Here is a 23,610-nt window from a genome sequence, read left to right as displayed (position 1 = left end):
CGGCGTCCCTCCTCTCTAACCTAAAAATTATAGCATGAATACACGCAAATCTTTTCGTATTTTCGAAACAATGTTAGACTAATACGTATGAAAGCACTTCGAAAGGAGCCTTCGTCTTCATATGAAAGTTAAAAAAATTAGCCCACGCGGATATTGTTATGGTGTCGTCGATGCCATGAAGCTCGCAAATGAGGCCGTCGCAAATCCAGATTTGCCACGCCCGATTCATATACTTGGAATGATTGTCCATAACCGTCACGTCACGCAGGCGTTTGAGGATCTCGGTGTCAAAACCGTTGATGGAGAAGACCGCATGCAAGCGCTCGAAACCATCGATCGAGGAACGGTCGTCTTCACGGCGCACGGCATTTCACCACTCGTCCGGAAACGTGCCATCGAGAAAGGATTGACGATTGTAGATGCCTCTTGTCCTGACGTCTTGGTCACACACGATTTGATTCGTGAGAAAACGGCAGAAGGATATGATGTCATCTATATCGGAAAACACGGGCATCCGGAACCGGAGGGTGCAATTGGTGTTGCACCAGACCATGTTCATTTGATTCAATATGAACATGAAATCGATCAGTTGCCGAGTCGCTTGTTCGAACGAAAAATTTTGGTGACGAACCAGACGACGATGAGTCAATGGGACGTTTCCGCATTAATTGAAACGATTCAAGCCCGTTATCCTCACGTGGAAGTGCATAATGAAATCTGTAACGCGACGCAAGTTCGTCAAGAAGCCGTCGCTGAACAAGCGGGAGACTGCGAATTGTTGATTGTCGTCGGAGATCCTAAATCTAACAACTCCAATCGTTTAGCACAAGTTTCAAAAGAGATTGCCGGAACGAATGCATATCGAATCGGTGACTTGAGTGAACTTGACTTGAATTGGCTCGAGGGAGTCGAGACCGTCGCTGTGACGTCGGGCGCCTCTACTCCTACACCGATCACAAAAAAAGTCATCGACTTTTTGTCGCAGTATGACCCAGACGATTTAAGCACGCACGATAAAACGCCATTTCTTGAACTTCGGAGCATCTTACCGAAAGTGAAAGCTTTGCGTAAGTGAAGGAATCCCCCATTCTCTCAGAGGATGGGGGATTTTTAGGATTTACTTGAATTGAAACGGGTTCGTGTTGGCAACAGATTGAATCAAGTCGACATTAATTTTCGCTTTTTCAAACTTTTTGCTGAGCACATCGATTACACCTTGTTTCATGATACTCTCGACATGATGCCCTGGGTCTACGACTGCAAGCCCAAGGGCCATCGCATCATGAGCCACGTGGAAATATAAATCACCCGTCACATATGCATCTGCACCTTTGAAATGCGCAGTAGACACATATTTATTCCCGTCTCCACCTAATACGGCAACTTTTTCAATCGAACGCCTCGGGTCTCCGACGACTCGCACGCCCTCAACCCCAAAGCTTGTTTTCACGTGTTCGGCAAACTGTTCAAGTGTCATGGCCTGTTCAAGTCGACCGATTCGCCCTAGCCCAAATACATGACCGTCGATTTCATCGCGCATGAGGTCATACGCCACTTCCTCATAAGGATGGGCGTCTTTCATTGCTTTTAGTACACGCTTTTTCTGACTCTCCCGAACGACCGTTTCGATTTTTACTTCGTCCACTTGTTCCGTTTCATGTGGGCGACCGATGAAAGGGTCTGTCCCTTCGAGCGGAGTGAATTGTCCCGTTCCGGAAACACGGAACTGACAGTCCGCATAGTCACCGATATGTCCCGCACCCGCTTTTCCTAGAGCACGGGATACGTCTTGCGCATGCGTGGATGGAACGAATACAGATAGTTTATAGACCGGCTCTTCATAGGTCGGGACGAGTACTTTCGTATCGTGAAGACCGATCGCCTCACTCATCCAATCGTTCACACCACCGCTGCATACGTCTAAATTCGTATGGGCGACATAGACCGCGATATCGTGCTGAATACATTTCATCGTAATCTTCCCAGCCGTGGAGCGGTCATTGACTTGAGCTAACGGACTAAAGATGGGTGGATGATGCGCGATGATCAAATCAATCTGTTTCTCAATCGCTTCATCCACAACCGATTCGAGCACATCAAGCGTGACCATGACCCGTTTGACTTCTTTGTTGAGCGATCCAATCTGTAAGCCGATTTTATCCCCTTCAACCGCCAAATGTTTCGGAGCAAATTCTTCAAACAATTGAATCACTTGATTGCCGTTCGCCATTACTGACTCACCTCTCTCATTTTGTCACGCATCCGTTTGAACTCCACTTGTTTTTGAATCAAGGCATCCGATTGAATGCCAGCTGCCATCTGTCCAAGCACATAATCGAGCTTATCGGCTTCACGACTCCATTTGAGTTTAAATGGTTCCGGTCGCTCTTGAATAAGATATGGGCCGAATAACAACTGCCACATCCGCTCGTCCGACGCGTCGCTATAGATGGTCTCACTACCTTTTTCTCCGACTAGGATTTCGTAGACTTTATCATTTTCTTCTACAATTGCCTCTTCGACAAGGACATATCCATGTTCAAGCAGCCAGCTTCGTACGTGTTGCCCATCAACGTTCGGTTGAAGGACGAGTCGTTCGACCGCACCGAGCTTATCTTGACCCGCTTCGAGAATCGAGCGAATCAAACTGCCGCCCATCCCGCAGATCGAGATACACGTCGCTTCATTGGGCTGTAAGACAGCAAGACCATCGCCGAGGCGTACATCAATGGCATCACTGGCCCCAATCAAATCGACTTGTGCTCTCGCAGCTTCCATCGGTCCAACGTTCACTTCACCCGCGATTCCTTTTGAAATGATTCCTTGCTGAAAGGCATAGCATGGGACATACGCATGATCCGAACCGATATCGGCGAGCACACTTCCTTTTGGGATATAATCGACAACCTGCTTCAATCGTCGGTCTAACATGACACGTTCTTGCATACAGACAACTCCTTTGTTCTACTTCTTCCCTAGCGTATCGAATTCTCTACAGTTCGACAACAAAAAACGCACCCCATCACGGAGTGCGTCACCTCTTATTGTTCAATCAACCAGTTCGCAAGCACTTCTGCTTCTTCAGCTGATGCAAGACCTGCTGGCATCGCACCTTGACCGTTGACGATGATGTTTGCGATTTCTTCTGGTGAGAGACGATCGCCGACACCTGTAAGTGCTGGACCGACGCCACCTTCAAGGTTTCCGCCGTGGCAACCTGTGCAACCCTTCGCAGCATACAACTCTTCTGGGTTCATTTCAGTGACTGCTGGACCTTCAGCCGCTTGTTGCGCCTGATTCACCCCAAAATACGATAATGATACCATGGCAATAATTGCGACGATTGCGATTGCCGCAAACGGTAACAATGGATTACGCATTGTAGTTCCCCCTCATGTTCATTCCAAATTTCTATCCAACACTATTTTACTCAAAAAATAATAAAGAAGGAAGGAAAATCACTCATTTTCCTTCCTTTCTTCTAAAACTTCACACTTTATTCAAATATGAAATTAATCGAGGAAGTCTTTCAAGCGTTTGGAACGGCTCGGGTGACGCAATTTACGAAGGGCTTTCGCCTCGATTTGACGAATCCGCTCACGTGTGACACCGAATACTTTACCAACTTCTTCGAGTGTGCGTGTGCGGCCATCGTCTAGTCCGAAACGCAGGCGAAGGACGTTCTCTTCACGGTCTGTCAACGTATCCAACACGTCTTCTAATTGCTCTTTCAACAATTCATAGGCTGCCGCATCTTGAGGAGCCATCGCATCTTGGTCTTCGATGAAGTCACCGAGATGTGAATCGTCTTCTTCCCCAATCGGTGTCTCTAGAGAAACAGGTTCTTGGGCAATCTTTAGAATTTCACGGACTTTCTCAGGTGTGAGTTCCATCTCTTTGGCAATCTCTTCCGGAGAAGGTTCGCGACCGAGGTCTTGAAGCAATTGACGTTGGACACGAATCAATTTGTTGATTGTTTCCACCATGTGTACAGGAATACGAATCGTACGGGCTTGGTCAGCAATCGCACGTGTGATGGCTTGGCGAATCCACCACGTCGCATACGTCGAGAATTTGAACCCTTTCATGTAGTCGAATTTTTCGACCGCTTTAATGAGTCCCATGTTCCCTTCTTGAATCAAATCAAGGAAGAGCATCCCACGACCGACATAACGCTTCGCAATCGACACGACGAGACGTAGGTTCGCTTCTGCGAGACGTTTTTTCGCTTCTTCGTCCCCTTGCTCGATTCGTTTAGCGAGCTCCGTCTCATCTTTCGCACTGAGAAGGTCGACACGTCCGATTTCTTTCAAATACATCCGAACCGGGTCGTTGATTTTGATTCCAGGAGGTACTGATAAGTCGTTCAAATCGACTTCTTCATCCTCTTTTTTCGCAGGTGTTTCTTCTGCGTCAGCAGCATCTTCTGTGACACGGATGTCTTTAGCCTCTAAATCTTCGATGAAGTTATCGATGAAATCCGAATCCACCTCGAAGTGACTAAGGCGATCTTGGATTGCTTGCATTGAGACGACGCCTTTTTTCTTACCTAACTTTTCAAGTTCCTCTATGGCGTTAAATAAATCCTCTTTCTTCTTCTCTGCCATCTAGCAGTTCAACTCCTTCCAAACTTCATCCACGATCATCGTTCTCGAAGACGACGACTACGGGCAATCAATTCTTGTAGCTTGGACGCCTGGTCTACAATACTTTCGGCGTCTTGAGCGATTTCCCTTTTTGCACGCTCGATTTGACGTTGCTCCTCATAACTGTTTATCACCCGAATGTATTCGTCTAAAACCTCTTCAGACAGTTCATCCGGTCCAGCCATCAGACGGATCTCTGCAAAACGCATCGCATAATCAGGGCGTTGATCGCAATAACGCTCCATGAACGAAAGCGTGATTTGATCAAACTCATCCTGTGTCATCGTATCGGATACGATTTCATACAATGCTGACCCTAACATACGATGGGTTTCATCTTGATAACGAAGCCCTAAACGGTCGCGTACGAAACGGACCTGCTCCGGTCCCGTCAACATCGCACGCAACAAGTACTTCTCGGCTTTCATCCAACGAGGCTCACCTGTTTTACTCGAACGCTTCCGTACCGGCTCTACAGGTTCCATCGCACGGGTGGGAGTTGATTCACTTGACGTCGGACGAGGAATTCTCGAACGGAGCGTCTCTAGCGGAATCTCAAACTCATCCGACAGTTTCTTCACATATAAATCTCTTCGAATCGAATCATTTGTCTTCCCGATCTCTTCAAGCATAGATTCAATAAAGCGAATCCGTTCTCCTTCTCGGTTCAAGTTTTTTCCTCGCCGGTACATGCGATTCATAAAATCGAGAACACTCAACTGCTCAGTTTCAATAAACTGCTGCCAGTGAGTTGCCCCATGCTGACGGATATAATCATCTGGGTCCGTCTTTTCCGGTAGTGGCAAAACTTGTACATCGAGTGGAGACGCTTCTAAGAGGCGAATGACTTTTTGTGTCGCTTCTTGTCCCGCGTGGTCTCCGTCATAACAGATAATGACTTCATCCACGATTCGAGATAGCGCCCTCGCATGTTGAGGAGAGAACGCGGTTCCGAGCGATGCCACAACTTCTTGTGTGCCCGCTTGCGCGACTTGTAAAACGTCAACGTTCCCTTCAACGAGGAAGACACGCTTTTTCTTACGCATCGTCGCCCGGGCTTGAGAGAAGCCGAACAATAACTCGCTCTTATTGAAGAGTGGCGTCTCAGCCGTATTCACATATTTTGGTTGTCGGTCATCAATCGCTCGTCCACTGAAGCCAACGATGGTGCCGTCTCGATCCGCAATCGGAAAGACGACCCGTCCTTCAAATCGGTCAAAATATTCACCGGACTTCGACTTTGAAATCAAACCTGCCTCAACCATTACTTCTAAATCAAACCCGCGCCGCTCCAACAGCTCGACAGTAAAGCGTCGTTGGTCTGGGGCAAAACCGATCTTGTATTGCGCAATCGTCTCTTCAGCCAGATCACGATCCCGTAAATACGTTAAGCCCACTTCTCCAGCTTCTGTTTTCATCAACACTTCATGATACAAGTCAGCGACAAGGCGATGCGCATCACGCATCTGTTTGCGCCATACCTGTTCTCGCGTCAGTTCCTCGTCCCCTTGGATCCCGTCTACCGAAATATTCGCCCGTGTTGCCAAGCGTTCGACCGTCTCAGGAAACGACAATCCCTCGGTTTCCATCACGAACGTAAATACATTTCCGCCGGCGCCACAACCGAAACAGTGATACATCCCTTTTTCAGGTGAAACGGAGAAAGAAGGTGAGTTTTCGGAATGAAACGGACATAATCCGACAAGGCGGTGTCCTTGTTTCTTTAATTCGACACGTTCGCCAATCAATTCTACGATATCGGTCGCTTGTTTCACTTCTGCGATGACTTCATCTGGTATTCGTGGCATGTTGACCACTCCCTGTTTCCAATCTCGCAACGAAACGGAACGCTCATCACGTTCCGTTTCACTGTACTGTCAATACTCTATTATACCCTCTTGAAGCAATGATTACTAATTGAAACACTTACTCATTCAATCATCTTTAGACTGTTCAAGATGACGCAAGATGATCCCTGCCGTTTCTTCAACTGCTTTGTTCGTCACATCGATGACATCGCAACCGATTCGTTCATAAATACCACGCGCATACTCGAGTTCACGATTGATTCGCTCTAGCTGCGCATAATCTGCTTCCGGCTTCAAACCTAGCGATTTGAGACGTTCCATCCGGATTGAAATCAGCTTTTCCGGGGAGATGATCAACCCGACACATCGTTCAGCAGGCAAATCAAACAATTCCTCAGGCGGTCTCGATTCTGGAACGAGTGGCACGTTCGCGACTTTGTATCGTTTCAGTGCCAAATATTGAGATAGCGGCGTCTTTGACGTTCGAGAAACACCGACCAACACGATATCAGCTTTTTTCAGGCCACGTGGGTCCCGACCATCGTCATACTTGACGGCAAACTCCATCGCCTCGATTTTTCGGAAGTAATCATCATCCAATCGATAGATGAGTCCCGGCTTTTCACGTGGCGCTTCTTTCAATTGGCTAGATAATACATCGAGCAAATCTCCGAGCAAATCAACCGTTTTCACTTGATGCGCTTCACCAAGCCGCATGAGAAGGGCGCGATGTTCCTCATTAACGAGCGTGAACGCAATGATGGCCTGTTGTGCTTTTGCTTGCGTGACGACATCGATAATCGTCTGCTCATCTTCGACGAACGGGATGCGAAGGGTTTCGATCGCATTCTCGTGGAATTGGATACTCGCTGCGCGGACGACGAGTTCGCACGTCTCTCCGACCGAGTCACTTACAACGAACACGAGTTGTTTCGTAGTCAATTCGATTTCCTCCTCAGATCGACTCATCGTTCGCTAACGCAATGAGCACCTTCGTCATATTGGTCTTCGTCATACGGCCGAGTACAATCAATTTCCCATCTTTTTCTTCTACGACGGGCATGGCATCGATTTGTTTCTCAATCAATTTCATCCCAGCTCGAATCAACGTTTCTGTTTTCTCACATACTGTAATGTTCGGCATGCGGGTCATGATGACGTTGACGGGTAACTGGTCTAAGTCTTGATTTCCGATGGCCGCACGAAGGAGGTCTTTACGAGATAAAACTCCGACTAACTCCCGGTCACGTCCGACAACGAACAATGAGCCGACATCTTCTAAGAACAACGTGACAATCGCATCATATACCGTCATCTCATCCCGTACGACTTTCGCAGAAGACATGAATTCCCCTACGGTCAGCGAATCTAACTTTTCTCGTAGCATCGACGAATTCCGTTTGCCAACGAACGTGTAGCCGACACGAGGTCTAGCTTCAAGTATGCCTGTCATCGTCAAAATAGCGAGGTCAGGCCGCAGGGTCGCACGTGTCAATGAGAGCTCTTGTGCGATTTGTTCCCCTGTGATCGGCCCGTTCTCCTTCACGATCTCGACGATTTTTTGTTGGCGTTCATTCAGTTGCATAGCCAACCCCCTCTAGTTTGTTTAGAGTACGAGCGCGTTGAAATCTGCGACACGCTTAATCGTCGTTGCAAGTCGGTTCATTTCATGGAGACGGTTTTGGCGGACCGCCTCATCATCACTCATAACCATTGTATGTTCGAAGTACATCATAATCGGTGATTCGAGTTGTTGTAGAAGGTCGAGCGCTTTCTTGTAATCTCCCATCTCGACAGCTTCGGCTGTTGCAGGAGCGGTCTGTTCAATCGCATCATGCAATGCAATCTCATGATCGTTCTCAAACAAGGAAGGATCGACATCTCCCGCTTCACCTTTTTTCGAAATGTTCACGACGCGCGACAATTGCTCAATCAACGCCTTCGCATCCGTCGATACAAATTCTTGAATCGCGTCTGCGCGAGCATCGAGTCGCACAACCGTCAATGAGGTCGTCAATACGGCGTCAATCACATCATAACGAACCTGCTGTTCTTGCAGGCGATATTTCAAGCGCAATTTGAAGAACTCATCTAGTTGTGCCTTAACTTGTTCTTTATCGGCTTCATAGAGTCCTGCTTCCAGTTGTAATTCGACAACTTTTGAAAGCAACGTGTCGATTGAGAGATCAATCTTCCAATCTCCAAGAATCTGAACGACACCTTGGGCCTGGCGACGAAGCGCGAACGGGTCTTGTGAACCGCTCGGAATCATCCCGATGCCAAAGAATGCTGCAATCGAGTCTAATTTGTCGGCAAGGGCAAGAACGGCACCCGTTGCCGTCTCTGGAGAAGCGTCCCCAGCAAAGCGTGGCATGTAATGCTCACGGATTGCCGCTGCCACTTCCTTGTCTTCACCTTGTTGGAGTGCATATTTCTCACCCATGATTCCTTGAAGTTCTGTGAACTCGTATACCATCTGGCTCACGAGATCAAATTTATGAATGGCACCGGCACGGCTTACTTTTTCAAGGTCTGCCTCGAACAACGGTGCAAGTTCCTGAGCGATTTTCGTCACGCGACGCGCTTTCGCACCAGTCGTTCCCAATTTTTCATGGAAGACGATGCGATCGAGACGTTCGAGCTGATCATCGATTTTCGTCTTTTTGTCTTCCTCATAGAAGAACACGGCATCCGCAAGACGGGCCCGGATGACTTTCTCGTTACCGCGCGCCACATTTTCAAGATGCTCGGCATTCCCGTTTCGTACCGTCACAAAATAGTTTTTCAATGTTCCGTCGAGATAGACCGGGAAATAACGTTGATGCTCTTTCATCGTTGTGATCAACACTTCCTCAGGCAATTCAAGGTACGCTTCATCAAATTCCCCAAAGAGAGCGGTCGGCCATTCGACTAAGTTTGTCACTTCCTCAAGCAAGTCGGCGTCGAGTGGAATCGTCCATCCTTGTTTCGTTGCAAGCTCTTGAATTTGACGTTCGATTTCAGCTTTACGCATCTCGTAGTTCGCCATGACAAAAGCAGACTCTAATGTCTGGACATATTCGGTAGGTGATGAGATGACCACGTCCCCTTCACTGAGGAAACGATGCCCACGCGTCACGTTATTCGTTTTCACGCCTTCGATTGTGAAGTCGATGATGTCTTGACCAAAGAGTGCGATCAACCAACGAATCGGACGCATATACCGTAGGCTGCTCGTTCCCCATTTCATGTTTTTCGGGAACGTCAAGCTACGGACCACATCTTCAAGACCGTTCAATAGCGAGAGCGTCTCTTGTCCCTTTTCATGACGTTCCGCGAAGACATACTCGACTCCTTTTTCTTCTGCGAAATAGAGATCTTCTACTGTCAATCCGCGGCCACGTGCAAAACCTTGTGCCGCCTTCGACCAGTTACCTTCCGCATCTTGTGCAATCTTTTTGGCAGGTCCACGAAGAGTTTCTGCCAAATCCTGTTGCGTTTCAGCCACATCACGAACGATGACAGCCAAACGACGTGGTGTCGAGTACACTTCGATTGAGCCAAAATCAACACGCGCCTCTTTTAAGAACGCGTCAACACGTTCCGCCAACTGTTTCTCTGAACGCAAGACATATTGAGCCGGCAGTTCCTCTAATCCAATCTCTAACAGAAGGTCACGCATTCAAGTCACCTGCTTTCTCTTGTTTCAAAAGTGGGAATCCAAGGCGTTCCCGTTCTTCAATAAATTTAGCGGCACACGCACGTGACATGTTCCGGACACGCTGGATGAAGCCGGTACGTTCCGTCACAGAAATGGCGCCTTTTGCGTCCAACAAGTTGAACGTGTGCGAACATTTTAGAATGTAATCGTATGCAGGGAAGACAAGGTTTTCTTCAAGCGCACGCTTCGCTTCTTTCTCATACGTATCAAATAACGTGAATAACATGTCGACGTCAGACAATTCGAACGTATATTTCGAATGTTCAAATTCTGGTTGATAGAAAATGTCGCCGTATTTGAATCCGTCTGTCCAGACAAGATCGAATACACTTTCTACTTCTTGAATGTATGACGCGAGGCGTTCAAGTCCGTATGTGATTTCCACGGCAATCGGGTCACACTCGATTCCACCGACTTGTTGGAAGTATGTGAACTGTGTGATTTCCATTCCGTTCAACCAAACTTCCCAACCGAGACCTGCTGCTCCGAACGTCGGGTTTTCCCAGTTATCTTCGACGAAACGGATGTCATGCTCAAGCGGATTGATGCCAATCAGTTCAAGACTCTCCAAGTACAACTCTTGAATGTTGTTTGGTGACGGCTTCATGATCACCTGAAACTGATGGTGCTGGTAAAGACGGTTCGGGTTTTCTCCGTAACGACCGTCAGCTGGACGGCGTGACGGTTCGGTATAACAGACGTTCCACGGTTCTGGCCCAAGGCTTCTGAGGAATGTCATCGGGTTCATCGTCCCGGCCCCTTTTTCCACATCGTACGCCTGCATAGTCAAACAACCTTTTGACGCCCAAAAGTTTTGTAGCGTGAGAATGATTTCTTGCACTGTCATGTGCTTCATTAATGACACCTCCAATAGTATTGAAACGACAAAAAACGCCCCTATGTGCCTAGCACATAGGGACGGGATTGATTCCCGCGGTTCCACCCTACTTGCCCCAATAATGGGACCACTCTTAAAAGATGTGGGCGCTCTGGAATCGCCATTCGCTCTTCTCATGATACCCGGCTCACACCGCCCCGGACTCGCTTCATTCATGACAGGAAGAGTTACTTTTTTCCTTCATCGCGCACGCTATTTCATTTGTCTAATCGTACATCATCGTATCGAATTCACTATAAAAAGTCAATCCTCATTCAGATGAAGTCGAATCATTTGATCGAGCACCCGCTTCGTCTTCAATCGTAGTCCACTATACGATTCCATATAAGCATCAAAGAGCTGGCGCAAAAGGACTCTGGACTCATCCGATAGCGGAACGTTCCGAAACTCTGACAATTCGTGCTTACTCATCAAATAAAGTAGTTTCGCCAATCGTTCGGACAGCCGAATCACACCTTCTTCTGGATGTCGCGCACATAAAAAGCCACCGGACGCGACAGAGAAGTACATGGGATCCGTCACATCTCCACAGCGCACGCATCCCGTCAAGACTGGGGCGACGCCTAATAGATGCAAAATACGTAATTCAACATAGTGCGTGATGACATCTGCGTCCATGCCCGCATTCAGTGCCTGCAAGGCATCCCGTAATATTCGAAACAATGGACGATTTTGGACACGATCCTCGACAGACCGATCAACAAGTTCTAACCAATACATCGCATATGCCATCCGTTCGACATCTTTTCGGATTTCAGGATAAGACGTCATGACGTCAGATGATTTTAACTGAGCGAGTCCTCGGCTAGACGGAAAGATATAGACACCTTCCACAAACGGCTGACTCGAGGCGTGAAACCGGCTACCCGGTTTCTTTGCACCCCGTGCCATGATCGCGACTTTGCCAAGTTCCTCTGTAAACAATGTCACGACTTTATTCGATTCCCCATAATTAACGGTACGAACGACGATTCCCGTGACTTTTTGTAACATGGCTCAATACTCGTCGTCGCGGAAACCGAGGTCACGAAGCTGACCCATCTTGTTACGCCAGTCTTTCTGCACTTTTACCCATAGGTTCAAATAAACTTTAGTCCCGAGAAGCGCTTCGATATCATGGCGCGCGACTGTTCCGATTTCACGAAGCATAGCCCCTTTTTTTCCGATGATGATTCCTTTTTGCGAATCACGCTCCACCATGATCACGGCTTCGACATCAATCATCTCAGAGTTCTCACGTTTCTTGATCGATTCGATGGCTACAGCAATCGAATGAGGGACTTCATCGCGTGTCTTATGCAACACTTTCTCACGAATCATCTCTGAGATAATGAAACGCTCCGGGTGGTCCGTTACTTGATCGGCCGGATAATACATCGGTCCTTCAGGCAACAATTTCTTGATCTCACCTAAGAGCGGTTCGACGTTGTTGCCTTGTAGCGCCGAAATCGGGACGTACGCCGCGAAATCCAATTCGTTCGTATATTGTTCAATCACTTTCGGAAGTTCATCTGGATGGATTAAATCGATCTTGTTCATGACGAGAATAATCGGTGTGTCGAGCCCTTTGAGTTTCTCAATAATAAAGTCGTCGCCAGCTCCACGCGGTTCCGTCACGTTCACCATGAAGAGAATCGCATCAACTTCGCGTAATGCGTTCGTCGCCACTTTCATCATGAAGTCGCCAAGACGGTGTTTCGGTTTATGAATCCCTGGTGTATCGATGAAGATGATTTGGGAATCATCGGTTGTGTACACACCTTGCACCTTATTTCGTGTCGTTTGTGGTTTATCCGACATGATGGCAATCTTTTGTCCGATCACACGGTTTAAGAATGTCGATTTCCCGACGTTCGGTCGTCCGATAATCGAGACGAATCCGGATTTAAAATCTTCTTGATACATAATGCACCTGCTTTCTCTATTTCAGAACTATTAGTATAGCATGTTCCATAGCCGTGGACCGAATATTATGAGCGCCGTTACGGCAGCACCAAGTGAAGTAACTAAAACGGCTCCTGCGGCAACATCTTTCGCTTGCTTCGCGAGTGGATGGACGTCTTCTGTCACGAGATTAACCGTTCGTTCGATTGCCGTATTCATCATTTCCATGCTAATAACGGCAATCACCCACCCGAACAAGATGACAATCTCGAGTCTTGTCGGCTGTAACCAGATGGAAAAGACGAATACGAGAAAAGCCGACAGGAGATGGAGTCGCATGTTCCGTTCCGAACGAACGGCATGGAGGATTCCCTCACATGCTACACGGAACGGTCTCACACGTTGCCTCGCTTCAACTCAAAATGAGTGAGCACTTCTTCTTGCCTTGCCGTCATCTCCGCTTCTTCCTCAGGTGTCATATGATCATACCCAAGTAGATGGAGGAATCCATGAATTGCTAAAAAGCCGAGCTCCCGCTCAAACGAATGACCATAGTCAGCTGCCTGTTCTCGGCATCGTTCTACCGAGATGACGAGGTCACCGAGAAGATGTGGCTCATCTTCATCGAGCATGAAATCCATCTCGTCATCCCCCATCTCATCAAATGCGAAACTGATGACATCGGTCGGGGCATCTTTGCCTCGCCATTCTCGGTTCACTTCATGGATTTCCGCATTTGTTAAATACGTGACCGACAATTCGCTCGGCTCTTCCACCTCTTCTAGTTGGGCGGCATGTTGTAAAATCGACTCGACGAGCTCGATTTGAGATGTAGTTAACAATTCATGTTCATCGTTCGAGATGATTTGCATGTAATTCTCCCTCTTTCTTTAATTCTGGGTATTCGATTCGTTCGTGGAACAAGCCGGTCAGTGTCTCACACGCACTCTCTCCGACGCGCCAAATTTCTTTCGTCGTCAATTCACATTCTTCGAACTGCCCATCCGCCAACTTGTCGCGAATGATTGTTCGAACGAGCATTCGGATTTTTTCTGGCGTCGGTTGTTTCTGCGAGCGGACAGCCGCTTCGATTGAATCGACGATCATGACAACGGCAGCCTCGCGCGATTGTGGCTTTGGACCTGGGTAGCGGAAACGAGACTCTAACACCTCTTTATCAGGATCTTCCTTCGCTTTAACGTAGAAATATTTCAATAAAGACGTTCCGTGATGCTGCTCTGCTATATCGATGATTTCTTTCGGTAACTTATAACGTCGCAACAGATCCGCTCCGTCATAAGGATGAGCCATAATAATGTCTGCCGATTCTTCAGGCGTCAAGCGATCATGAGGATTCCCGCCACCTTGTTGATTTTCAATGAAATGAAGGGGACGCTCCGTCTTCCCAAGATCGTGATAATAGCTTGCGACACGTGCGAGAAGACCATCTGCGCCAATCGCCTCACATGCGGACTCTGCCAAGTTCGCCACCATCATACTATGATGATACGTACCAGGTGCCTCCATTAAAAGTTTCCGCAGCAGCGGATGCGTCGGACTCATCAATTCTACAAGTCGACCAGAAGACAAGACGCCAAACCACGGTTCCAAAAATGGCAGGAAGCCAAACGTCAAGACAATGGAGAGCAAGGCGCTAATGACGGCAAATCCAGAAAGATACATCGCCATTTCCCAGGAAACTTGCACGTTCCGAAGTAAGAGTAACGCGATGACCATGATGATGTTGACGAAACCGAGCAACACCCCTGATAAGAATAGTCGCTTCCGCTGAATTTTCGGTTCAACTAAAAAGACAGCTAGAAAACTACCCGTCGCCACATACACGAGCGTCATGAAATTCGTGCTCTGTCCGAATGTGACAACGACACTCCCGGCAATCATCGTAATGAAGGCCGAGGCGAGCGCAACTCGTTCATCGATCAAGATGCGTAGAAGCAATACGACGAACGCTGTCGGCGCTAAAATATAGGCATATGTCGTAAAATCGACACCGATGTATCCGACACCAAAAAAGATGCCGAGTTGTAAAAGTAGCAAGCCATAGACCGTCACTAAGATTTTCGGACTCAGTAACAGGTCTTTGATTTTCGAGCGGATGAGCATGAATAGAAACCCACCGGTCAACAATGCGCTGAGCAAGAATGACCCGAATAATGGTGCAAGGGAACGATTCGGATCGATGGCTCCAGATAGCTCTAATTTCCGATATATCTCTCGAGTCACCACCTCACCTTGACTGACGAGTAACTGTCCTTCTTGAATGATGACAGGATCGACAGCATCGACGGCCTCTTGTTCTTTTTGACGGGTCGCCTCAGAGTCAAATACATAGTTCGGTACGATGAGTTCATCGCTTAACGTTTTCGAAATGGCGCGGAACTCAAACGAGAGCGGCGATTGATCGATAATCGCTGCTGCTCGGTCTCGAGCCGCAGCGACCGCTTCATTACTCGTTTCAATCCGGTCGTCCATCACTTGTTGTAACGCGGTGACTGTGACATCTTCTACCGTTTGTCGGGTATCTTCACTCGCTTCAAGCAACGAATTCAACTCTTCATCAGCTAATACACCGTTCGCCTCTGTAGAATTTAGACGGTTTTTAATATCCGCCAGTTCAGTCTCCTCATCCGTTTGGTCGAATGCTGCGAACAACTGCTCGACTTTAGCGATTTGTTGGTCTGCAAATTCTTTTCTCAAGGAGAATTGACTGCCGACACCATTTGTCACTTCTTGTTTCAATCGTTCGGTCGCAACACGGTCCTCAACAGTGATCGGAGACCGAATATCCTGTTCGGCAATCCCAAGCGGTTCCACACTGATGATGGATGGGCGCACGGTAAAGTATAGAATGGCGCCTAATAAGAGAAAGAAAATCAACGAGATGGTCGCGACTGTCCAGTTTTTAGCTTGCTGCATTCGTGCCCCCCCCTTTTCACGATCTGGTGACCTCACACGTACATTTAAGTGAGGTCCGTACTATAGGCGTTGATGATTTTCTTAACGAGCGGATGACGGACGACGTCAGACGCACTGAAGTGTTCAAAATGAATACCATCCACGCCTTCTAACAGGCGTAACGCTTCCTGTAACCCCGATGCCTTGCCTTTCGGTAAATCGACTTGGGTCAAATCCCCTGTGACCACCATTTTCGATCCAAAACCGAGTCGCGTCAAAAACATCTTCATCTGTTCTTTTGTTGTATTCTGGGCCTCATCCAAGATGACGAACGCATCTTCTAACGTGCGTCCACGCATATAAGCGAGCGGAGCCACTTCAATCGTGCCCCGTTCTAACAAACGGTTCGTCTGTTCCACGCCATACACATCAAATAGGGCGTCGTATAATGGGCGGAGATATGGGTCCACTTTCTCTTTTAAATCTCCCGGTAAAAATCCAAGGTTCTCTCCCGCTTCAACGGCAGGACGCGTCAAGATGATCCGTTTGACTTGCCCTTCTTTTAAGGCACGCGCCGCAAGTACGACAGCTAGGTACGTCTTTCCTGTTCCGGCTGGTCCGATACCAAAGACGAGATCACGTCGTTCAATCGCGCGAACATACCGGCTTTGACCTACTGTCTTGGCACGAATCGGTTTCCCCTTATTCGTCGTAAAAACAACTCGTTCATAATGTTCGAGCAGTTCATCTCCCTTTCCGACTTGAATGTGCTGGATGACGCTAATGGCATCACTTTCATTTAGACGTGCACCTTTTTTCACTAACGTCTGCAAGGTGATGATCACTTGTTTCGTTAATTCAAGAGCCTCAAGTGTATCGGCTTGAATAATCAACTCCTCACCCCTTGGGATGAGTGCCACTTTCAATTCTGTTTCAATCGCCTGGAACACTTCATCTTTCGGTCCGAGTAAAGCTTGTGCTTCGTTCGCATGTTCCATGACGAATGGTATTTTATCAGTCATAATCAATGGATGCATTGCCCCCTCATTAAAATCGGTTATTCCTCTTTTACTTTAGCACTATCACGCCTATCGTGAAAGAAAGACCGCGTAATTTTCCACGCGCAAAAGGCAGTAACATGACGTCACTGCCTTCTGTTCACTTCTTCCGTTTCGAGATAGGAGGTTGTAATACCTCACTCCAAATGACAGCTTCCCGCATTCGCTTTTGTGAAACGTTCAGTTGTCTCGGTTTCTTTTCCTTTTGAATCGGTGGAATTTTAACCGCTTGTTCGAATTGCGCGCTCACTTTCGGCATCTCGACATGACGTTCACGTGGAGCCGGTCGTTCTTCTACCGTTCGAGCGACTCGACGCCTCACCTTTTGTGGTGTCGGTTTTTCGTCCGAGTCATCGAATGCCGTTTCAATCTCTTTCATGACGTCCCCTACCGAATCCAAATAGCGTTTCAGTTCACTGCTTTGAGGACGGTCTCCAGAGGACGATGATTTTTCGAGCCGTTTCATCACTGCCGAGGCAATTCCGAAGGCGGCTAACAAGAGTACCCATAGTCCATCCATATCAATCACTCATTATCTGATTCAGAATCGACAGGTGCCCCAATCGCTTTTCGCATTTCTGTATCCGCTTGAACGTTCAAGTAGTTCACGTAATCCATGACACCAAGCTTTCCGTTTCGTAACGCTTCTGCCATCGCGAGTGGGACTTCCGCTTCGGCACCGACAACTTTCGCACGCATTTCTTCTACTGAAGATTTCATTTCTTGTTCGCGCGCAATCGCCATCGCGCGACGTTCTTCCGCCTTCGCTTGAGCGATTTTCTTATCTGCTTCTGCTTGGTCCGTCTGCAAGACCGCGCCGATGTTCTTACCGATATCGATGTCGGCAATATCGATCGAAAGAATCTCAAACGCTGTTCCTGAATCTAAACCTTTTGTGAGGACAGTCCGTGAAATCATATCCGGATTCTCTAGTACGTGCTTGTGGTTGTTTTGTGAACCGATTGTCGACACGACCCCTTCACCGACACGGGCGATAATCGTTTCTTCCCCCGCACCACCGACGAGACGATCGATATTCGCACGTACGGTAATACGTGCTTTCGCCTTCACTTCAATCCCATCCATCGCGACACCCGCAATAAATGGCGTTTCAATGACTTTCGGGTTAACTGACATCTGTACAGCCTCGAGCACGTTACGTCCTGCTAAATCGATGGCAGCAGCCCGTTCGAATGACAATTCAATATTCGCACGGTGCGCCGCAATCAATGCGTTCACAACGCGGTCTACGTTACCACCAGCCAAGAAGTGACTTTCAAGTTGGTTCGTGTTTAATTCAATTCCTGCTTTAACCGCTTTAATCAACGGGTTCACGATTTTCGAAGGAATAACGCGACGAAGGCGCATTCCAATCAATGTGAAGATCGAGACGTGGACGCCCGCTGCAAACGAACTGATCCATAGTCCGACCGGTACGAACGTGAAGAATACGGCAAGTGCAATCAATCCTCCACCTGTAATGAGTAACGTTGTCAGTAATTCTGGTGTCATTCTGTTACATCCTCCTTCGGTTCTACAAAGCTTCGAACGACAATCCGTCCAGAATCCACTTTATAAACCTGAATTTTTGTCTGCTGATCGAGATAGCCACCTTCCGTCACGACATCAAGTCGTTCTCCGTCGATTTCGGCAGTACCTGCTGGGCGAAGTGGTGTCAAGGTGACTCCCACTTTGCCGAGAAGTTGTTTTCGATCTTCGTGGGACAAGTAGCCTTTTTCAGTCGATGTCGAATCCGTCAAAATCAACCCTTTATAAATGAGCGGACGATTCGTACTCAAGCGGCGGTATGCCCAAAAGCCGAGACCTGTTAGCACCGCTGCCGCGAGACCAATCGATAGCCACAGTTGACCGATCGTCGCACCAGCCATAATCAAACTCGCAACGACGGCTCCGATCCCAAGCAAACCGAACAATCCAAACCCTGCTACGAACACTTCAATTCCAAGAAGGACGACTCCGACAAAAAAGACTGTCAGAATCACTCCGAGACCAAATGTCATCGTCTTGCTACCCCCTTCCAAATTCAAAGCTATCTCCTATCTCTAGTGTATACGAAACAAGATTGAATGTGGTTTCAGAATACGCAAAAAAAAGCAGAAACTTTCGGTTTCCCGAAAAGTAACTGCTTTTTTCATCAATTCGTCAATTGTTGTTTGACGATTCGGTTCACAAGACCACCGTCTGCCTTGCCTTTGACTTGCGGCATGACGACGCCCATCACCTTACCCATATCTGATGGAGCGGCTGCATTCGTTTGAGCAATTGCTGCTTGGACGATGGCGGTCACTTCATCTTCTGAAAGTTGTTCAGGCATATAGGCTTCTAGGACGACAATCTCTTCTGCTACTTTGGAAGCAAGGTCTTCACGACCAGCGCTTTCGAATTCTCGGAGGGAGTCTCTGCGCTGTTTCATCTCTCGGTTGAGCACCGTGAGTTCCTCTTCCTCGGTAAGATCTTGACGACCTAGTTTGATAGCCTCATTTTGGAGCGACGCTTTGACCATCCGGATTGTCGTAAGACGATCCTTTTGTTTCGCGCGCATGGCTTGCTTCATGTCGTCCGTCAAGCGTTCTTGAAGACTCATGAGCCAACACCCTCTCTACAAATGAAACTGGAATCAGAATTTCTTACGCTTACGCGCAGCTTCTGATTTCAATTTACGTTTTACGCTTGGCTTTTCGTAGTGACGACGTTTACGAACTTCGGCAAGTGTGCCATCTTTCGAAACACCGCGTTTGAAACGACGAAGAGCGTCTTCAAGCGATTCGTTTTTACGGACACGAGTTTCCACTAGTTTTCCCTCCCTCCGAATTACACGACTAAGGAAACGTGTTTCACACGTCATATCATATTATAGTGAAATTAAGTCGTGTGGTCAACCACTTATTAATAGTCGCTGTCTGAACGTCCACCAGTGACAATCGCGATACCTGCTGAAGCACCGATACGTGTCGCACCAGCATCGATCATCGCTTTCGCACCTTCGAAGTCACGGACGCCACCTGAAGCTTTTACGCCGATGTCAGGTCCGACCGTCTCACGCATGAGGCGAATGTCTTCAACTGTCGCGCCACCAGTCGAGAAACCAGTCGATGTTTTGACGAAGTCTGCTCCAGCTTTCACTGAAAGTTCGGCAGCTTTTTTGATTTCTTCTTTTGTAAGCATGCATGTTTCGAAGATGACTTTGACGAGTGTACCGTTTGCCGCTTCGACAACCGCACGGATGTCACGTTCTACGAGATCGTAGTCAGCATCTTTGAGTGCTGCGATGTTGATGACCATGTCTACTTCATCTGCTCCATTGGCAATCGCATCTTTTGTTTCAAATGCTTTTACCTCAGGTGTGTTTGCACCAAGTGGGAAACCGATGACTGTACATACTTTGACATCATCATCTGACTTGAGTTGTTCTGCTGCATATTTGACCCATGTCGGGTTGACACAAACGCTTGCGAATTTGTATTCGAGCGCTTCTGCACAAAGTGTTGTAATTTGATCTTTTGTTGTTTCAGCCTTTAAAGCTGTGTGGTCGATATAACGGGCTAATTCCATGATTCATTTCCTCCTCTGACAAATAAGTCTGACATCTAACATATTACCATGTTTTGATGAGATGTAACAGCTTTCAAATCTAAATCAACTGACGACGTTTACGAGCGACGACCCAACTGTTCCAACTAAAGAAGAAAATAGCGAGCCAAATGCAGGTGAAGGCAAAGACATGGTATGCCGTAAACGGTTCATGGTACATGACGACCCCGATAATCAAGCTAAGTGTCGGTGCGATAAATTGAAGAAACCCGACAAGCGTGAACGGGATATGTTGTGCCCCGTACCCAAATAGGAGAAGAGGTAACGCCGTGACCACGCCCGTTCCAAGAAGGGCGATCCAAATGACAGGCGACATGTTATACGCAATATTGTCGGTGACAACTTGATTTCCGAGGAAGAGCAATGCCACCGGGACCACCGCCAGCGTTTCAATTCCTAGGCTGACCGTAGAAGCAAGAGGACGTCGTTTCTTCACCATTCCATAGAATCCGAACGTACTCGCCAAGACGAATGAAATCCACGGGAACGTGCCGTATCCTAACGTCAAGACGAGGACGCCAATTGATGCAATCCCAACGGCCATCCATTGGACTCGATTTAATGATTCCCGAAAGACGAGCACCCCTAACACCATACTGACGAGAGGATTGATGTAGTACCCGAGAGAAGCTTCAATGATATATCCGTGATTGACAGCCCATATGTATACAAACCAGTTGGCACTGACGATGAATCCGTTCAACATGAATGCGTTTCGTGTAGCCGGATGTCGAAGTGCGTAACCGAACTCTTTCCACTGATTTGTCCATCTCAGAACGAGCAGAATAAATAAAAATGACCAAACGATTCGATGTGCTAAAATTTGACCGCTCGGTACTTCTTGCAAAAATTTCCAATAAATCGGAAGGACGCCCCACATGACGTACGCCCCGATTGTCGTCCATACTCCCTTATTCACACGTTCACCCGCTCTCTTACAAGTTAAAGACAGTTTAGTCGATGAAAGACTCCCGATACAAGACTTTTGTTTCATGAAAAAAAGGCGCGAAATCGCGCCCTGACCGTTTATTGTTTCACTTGTTCAATTGCTGTTAATGCTTGTGCCAAGTCTTCGATCAAGTCATCAATGTCCTCAAGTCCGACCGAAATACGGACGAGCCCATCGGTGATGCCAAGTTCCGCTCTACGTTCGGCTGGAATCGAGGCATGTGTCATGCGTGCCGGAACACTAATCAAACTCTCAACCGCTCCTAAACTTTCTGCGAGCGTGAAGTATTTCGTCTTCGCTACCATCATTTCTGCCGCTTCCGCTGAACCGACATCAAATGCGATCATCCCACCGAATCCACGTGCCTGCGATAAATGAATCCGCTTCGCTTCCTCACTGGATACACTTGGATGGAGCACGCGTGATACAGACTCGTTCGACTGAAGGAATTCAACCAATGCTCGTGCATTCGATTCAATCTCTTCCATCCGAACAGCCAACGTCTTGATTCCCCGTACAACAAGGAAGCTATCTTGTGGTCCAAGGACTGCGCCAACAGAGTTTTGAAGAAACGCCAAAGCTTCGCCCTGCTCTTCCGTTCGCGCGACAACAAGTCCCGCTACGACGTCACTATGTCCGCCTAAGTACTTTGTGGCACTGTGAAGGACGTAGTCTGCACCAAGATCAATCGGATTTTGGAAGTAAGGGGTCATAAACGTATTGTCCACGACGAGTAACACATCTGCTTCATCGGCAATCGTACGCATCGCCCGAATGTCCGTCACGTTCAAGAGAGGATTTGTCGGGGTCTCGACATAAATCATTTTCGTGTTCGCTTGAAGCGCATCCCGAACCGCTGCTTCATCGGATGTATCGACAAAAGTTGCTTCCAAGCCTCGTGACTGAAATACTCGATTGAATACACGGTACGTTCCTCCATATACATCAGACCCGACGATGACGTGGTCTCCAGATTTCAATAACATAAGCACCGTCGAGATGGCTGCCATGCCAGATCCGAATGCAAATCCTTGCACGCCGCCTTCGATGTCGGCAATCAATGTCTCTAATGCCGTCCGAGTCGGGTTTGCTGATCGTGAGTACTCGTACCCTTCTCGCAAGTTGCCAATCCCGTCTTGCTTATACGTGCTCGTTTGATAAATCGGTGGCGTGACGGCCCCTGTCAACGGGTCCGTCGTTTTACCGCCGTGAATGAGTGCTGTCTTTGTACGCATGTTCTGCCTCCTTGACAATTCCTTGACTTAAATATCGTTCTGCACTATCAGGCAAGATGGTGACAATCGTGCCTTCCGTCAATTGATTCGCTTCTTTTACACATGCTGCAATGGCAGCGCCTGAAGAACTACCGATGAGCAAACCTTCCTGTTTCGCTAAATGTGCCACGTAGTAGAAGGCTTCCTCATCTGTAATGGTATGAATCGCATCGACGTAAGCCCTCTCCAAAAAGGGTGGCCATTTTTCGACGCCGATTCCTTCTGTTTTATGTGGTCCTGGTTCACCGCCATTCAAAATGGAACCGACCGGCTCTACGACGACAGTTTTCGTTCCAAGTGGCTTTAATGATTTGGCGACACCGGTGAATGTTCCACCTGATCCCGCTCCCGCTACAAATACATCAATTTGTGGCACATCTTTCAACAACTCATGTGAAAGGATGTCGACATAAGCATCCGGGTTATCCGGGTTCGAGAACTGTTCTGGGACATAGGCGTCATGTTCTTTGGCCAACTCAATAGCATGTGCGATCGCACCTTTCATGCCGAGTTCCGTCGGCGTGTTGACGACGGTTGCTCCGAGCAGTCGCATCAATGCCTGCTTCTCTTGACTGAATTTTTCAGGAGTGACCGTCATGAGTCGAATCCCGAATCGTTGGCAAGCGAGCGCAAGCCCGATCCCCGTATTACCTGCTGTCGGTTCGATCACCGTTCCACCGGGTGCCACATCGCCACGTTCGATCGCCCGTTCAATCAAATTCATCCCGAGTCGGTCTTTAACACTCCCACCTGGATTCATCATCTCGAGCTTCCCGTACACTTTGACATTTGCTGGTACAGGAAGCGTTCGAAGTTCAATGAGCGGTGTGTCTCCGATGAGTTCATAGACGTCACGGACAATCAT

The 23,610-nt window shown here is 47.9% G+C and carries 25 protein-coding genes; 1 reads left to right on the top strand and 24 read right to left on the bottom strand.

The window, feature by feature from the left end; genetic code table 11:
- Positions 1-121 precede the first annotated feature (121 nt).
- Positions 122-1,075, top strand: a complete 954-nt coding sequence (locus tag KOG47_RS04815) for a 4-hydroxy-3-methylbut-2-enyl diphosphate reductase (RefSeq protein ID WP_012726636.1) — start codon at positions 122-124, stop codon at positions 1,073-1,075.
- 42 nt (positions 1,076-1,117) lie between these two features.
- On the opposite strand, the gene KOG47_RS04810 is transcribed toward KOG47_RS04815, so the two are convergent.
- The 24 genes from KOG47_RS04810 to KOG47_RS04695 form a co-directional block, all read right to left on the bottom strand.
- Complete coding sequence (locus KOG47_RS04810; protein ID WP_215243826.1) at positions 1,118-2,230, bottom strand: Nif3-like dinuclear metal center hexameric protein; 1,113 nt, start codon at positions 2,228-2,230, stop codon at positions 1,118-1,120.
- Positions 2,230-2,946, bottom strand: coding sequence for a tRNA (adenine(22)-N(1))-methyltransferase (locus KOG47_RS04805; protein ID WP_159562495.1), 717 nt, complete (start codon positions 2,944-2,946; stop codon positions 2,230-2,232). Before KOG47_RS04805 ends, KOG47_RS04810 begins: the two co-directional genes overlap by 1 nt.
- 95 nt (positions 2,947-3,041) lie before the next feature.
- A complete protein-coding gene (cccA, locus tag KOG47_RS04800; RefSeq protein WP_012726639.1) occupies positions 3,042-3,380 on the bottom strand; it encodes a cytochrome c550 in 339 nt (112 codons plus the stop codon).
- A 132-nt stretch (positions 3,381-3,512) separates the two neighbouring features.
- A complete protein-coding gene (rpoD, locus tag KOG47_RS04795; RefSeq protein ID WP_012726640.1) occupies positions 3,513-4,607 on the bottom strand; it encodes an RNA polymerase sigma factor RpoD in 1,095 nt (364 codons plus the stop codon).
- 35 nt (positions 4,608-4,642) lie between these two features.
- Complete coding sequence (gene dnaG, locus KOG47_RS04790; RefSeq protein ID WP_159562496.1) at positions 4,643-6,454, bottom strand: DNA primase; 1,812 nt, start codon at positions 6,452-6,454, stop codon at positions 4,643-4,645.
- A gap of 126 nt (positions 6,455-6,580) precedes the next feature.
- Positions 6,581-7,423, bottom strand: coding sequence for a pyruvate, water dikinase regulatory protein (locus KOG47_RS04785; protein WP_196430874.1), 843 nt, complete (start codon positions 7,421-7,423; stop codon positions 6,581-6,583).
- Positions 7,410-8,039: a transcriptional regulator CcpN gene (gene ccpN / locus KOG47_RS04780; protein WP_215243825.1), complete on the bottom strand. Its 630-nt coding sequence runs from the start codon at positions 8,037-8,039 to the stop codon at positions 7,410-7,412. Before ccpN ends, KOG47_RS04785 begins: the two co-directional genes overlap by 14 nt.
- A 21-nt stretch (positions 8,040-8,060) precedes the next feature.
- The gene (gene glyS / locus KOG47_RS04775) at positions 8,061-10,115 is read right to left on the bottom strand and encodes a glycine--tRNA ligase subunit beta (RefSeq protein WP_215243824.1); all 2,055 of its coding nucleotides are present in this window, start codon (positions 10,113-10,115) and stop codon (positions 8,061-8,063) included.
- Positions 10,108-11,001 carry a glycine--tRNA ligase subunit alpha gene (glyQ, locus tag KOG47_RS04770; RefSeq protein WP_196431848.1) on the bottom strand — a complete coding sequence of 298 codons (894 nt, stop codon included), beginning with the start codon at positions 10,999-11,001 and terminating at the stop codon, positions 10,108-10,110. The genes glyS and glyQ overlap by 8 nt, the downstream gene beginning before the upstream one ends.
- Before the next feature lie 294 nt (positions 11,002-11,295).
- Entirely contained in the window at positions 11,296-12,045 is a 750-nt protein-coding gene (recO, locus tag KOG47_RS04765) for a DNA repair protein RecO (RefSeq protein ID WP_078147154.1), read from the bottom strand.
- Positions 12,046-12,048: 3 nt separating this feature from the next.
- Positions 12,049-12,957 carry a GTPase Era gene (gene era, locus KOG47_RS04760; RefSeq protein ID WP_215243823.1) on the bottom strand — a complete coding sequence of 303 codons (909 nt, stop codon included), beginning with the start codon at positions 12,955-12,957 and terminating at the stop codon, positions 12,049-12,051.
- 30 nt (positions 12,958-12,987) lie between these two features.
- A complete protein-coding gene (locus KOG47_RS04755; protein WP_214690743.1) occupies positions 12,988-13,335 on the bottom strand; it encodes a diacylglycerol kinase family protein in 348 nt (115 codons plus the stop codon).
- A complete protein-coding gene (ybeY, locus tag KOG47_RS04750; protein ID WP_074036606.1) occupies positions 13,332-13,808 on the bottom strand; it encodes an rRNA maturation RNase YbeY in 477 nt (158 codons plus the stop codon). Before ybeY ends, KOG47_RS04755 begins: the two co-directional genes overlap by 4 nt.
- Positions 13,786-15,873: an HD family phosphohydrolase gene (locus KOG47_RS04745; RefSeq protein WP_012726650.1), complete on the bottom strand. Its 2,088-nt coding sequence runs from the start codon at positions 15,871-15,873 to the stop codon at positions 13,786-13,788. The genes ybeY and KOG47_RS04745 overlap by 23 nt, the downstream gene beginning before the upstream one ends.
- A 44-nt stretch (positions 15,874-15,917) precedes the next feature.
- Positions 15,918-16,889: a PhoH family protein gene (locus KOG47_RS04740; protein WP_074036604.1), complete on the bottom strand. Its 972-nt coding sequence runs from the start codon at positions 16,887-16,889 to the stop codon at positions 15,918-15,920.
- Between the two features lie 121 nt (positions 16,890-17,010).
- A complete protein-coding gene (locus tag KOG47_RS04735) occupies positions 17,011-17,430 on the bottom strand; it encodes a hypothetical protein (RefSeq protein ID WP_196430876.1) in 420 nt (139 codons plus the stop codon).
- Positions 17,431-17,435: 5 nt separating this feature from the next.
- A complete protein-coding gene (gene floA / locus KOG47_RS04730; RefSeq protein WP_012726653.1) occupies positions 17,436-18,422 on the bottom strand; it encodes a flotillin-like protein FloA in 987 nt (328 codons plus the stop codon).
- Positions 18,419-18,931 carry an NfeD family protein gene (locus KOG47_RS04725; protein ID WP_031423231.1) on the bottom strand — a complete coding sequence of 171 codons (513 nt, stop codon included), beginning with the start codon at positions 18,929-18,931 and terminating at the stop codon, positions 18,419-18,421. Before KOG47_RS04725 ends, floA begins: the two co-directional genes overlap by 4 nt.
- Positions 18,932-19,065: 134 nt before the next feature.
- Positions 19,066-19,515, bottom strand: a complete 450-nt coding sequence (locus KOG47_RS04720) for a GatB/YqeY domain-containing protein (RefSeq protein WP_074036596.1) — start codon at positions 19,513-19,515, stop codon at positions 19,066-19,068.
- Between the two features lie 33 nt (positions 19,516-19,548).
- The gene (gene rpsU, locus KOG47_RS04715; protein WP_029334745.1) at positions 19,549-19,743 is read right to left on the bottom strand and encodes a 30S ribosomal protein S21; all 195 of its coding nucleotides are present in this window, start codon (positions 19,741-19,743) and stop codon (positions 19,549-19,551) included.
- Positions 19,744-19,817: 74 nt separating this feature from the next.
- Positions 19,818-20,483, bottom strand: a complete 666-nt coding sequence (gene deoC / locus KOG47_RS04710; protein ID WP_012726656.1) for a deoxyribose-phosphate aldolase — start codon at positions 20,481-20,483, stop codon at positions 19,818-19,820.
- Between the two features lie 79 nt (positions 20,484-20,562).
- Positions 20,563-21,441 (bottom strand): EamA family transporter RarD, encoded by an 879-nt coding sequence (gene rarD, locus KOG47_RS04705; RefSeq protein WP_074036593.1) that lies wholly within the window; start codon positions 21,439-21,441, stop codon positions 20,563-20,565.
- A 107-nt stretch (positions 21,442-21,548) separates the two neighbouring features.
- Positions 21,549-22,706: a bifunctional cystathionine gamma-lyase/homocysteine desulfhydrase gene (locus KOG47_RS04700; RefSeq protein ID WP_074036592.1), complete on the bottom strand. Its 1,158-nt coding sequence runs from the start codon at positions 22,704-22,706 to the stop codon at positions 21,549-21,551.
- Positions 22,672-23,610, bottom strand: coding sequence for a PLP-dependent cysteine synthase family protein (locus KOG47_RS04695; protein WP_211782630.1), 939 nt, complete (start codon positions 23,608-23,610; stop codon positions 22,672-22,674). The genes KOG47_RS04700 and KOG47_RS04695 overlap by 35 nt, the downstream gene beginning before the upstream one ends.

The sequence above is a fragment of the Exiguobacterium sp. s121 genome (assembly GCF_018617245.1).
Lineage (GTDB): Bacteria > Bacillota > Bacilli > Exiguobacteriales > Exiguobacteriaceae > Exiguobacterium > Exiguobacterium profundum.
This window is presented reverse-complemented; position numbering and strand designations above follow the sequence as displayed.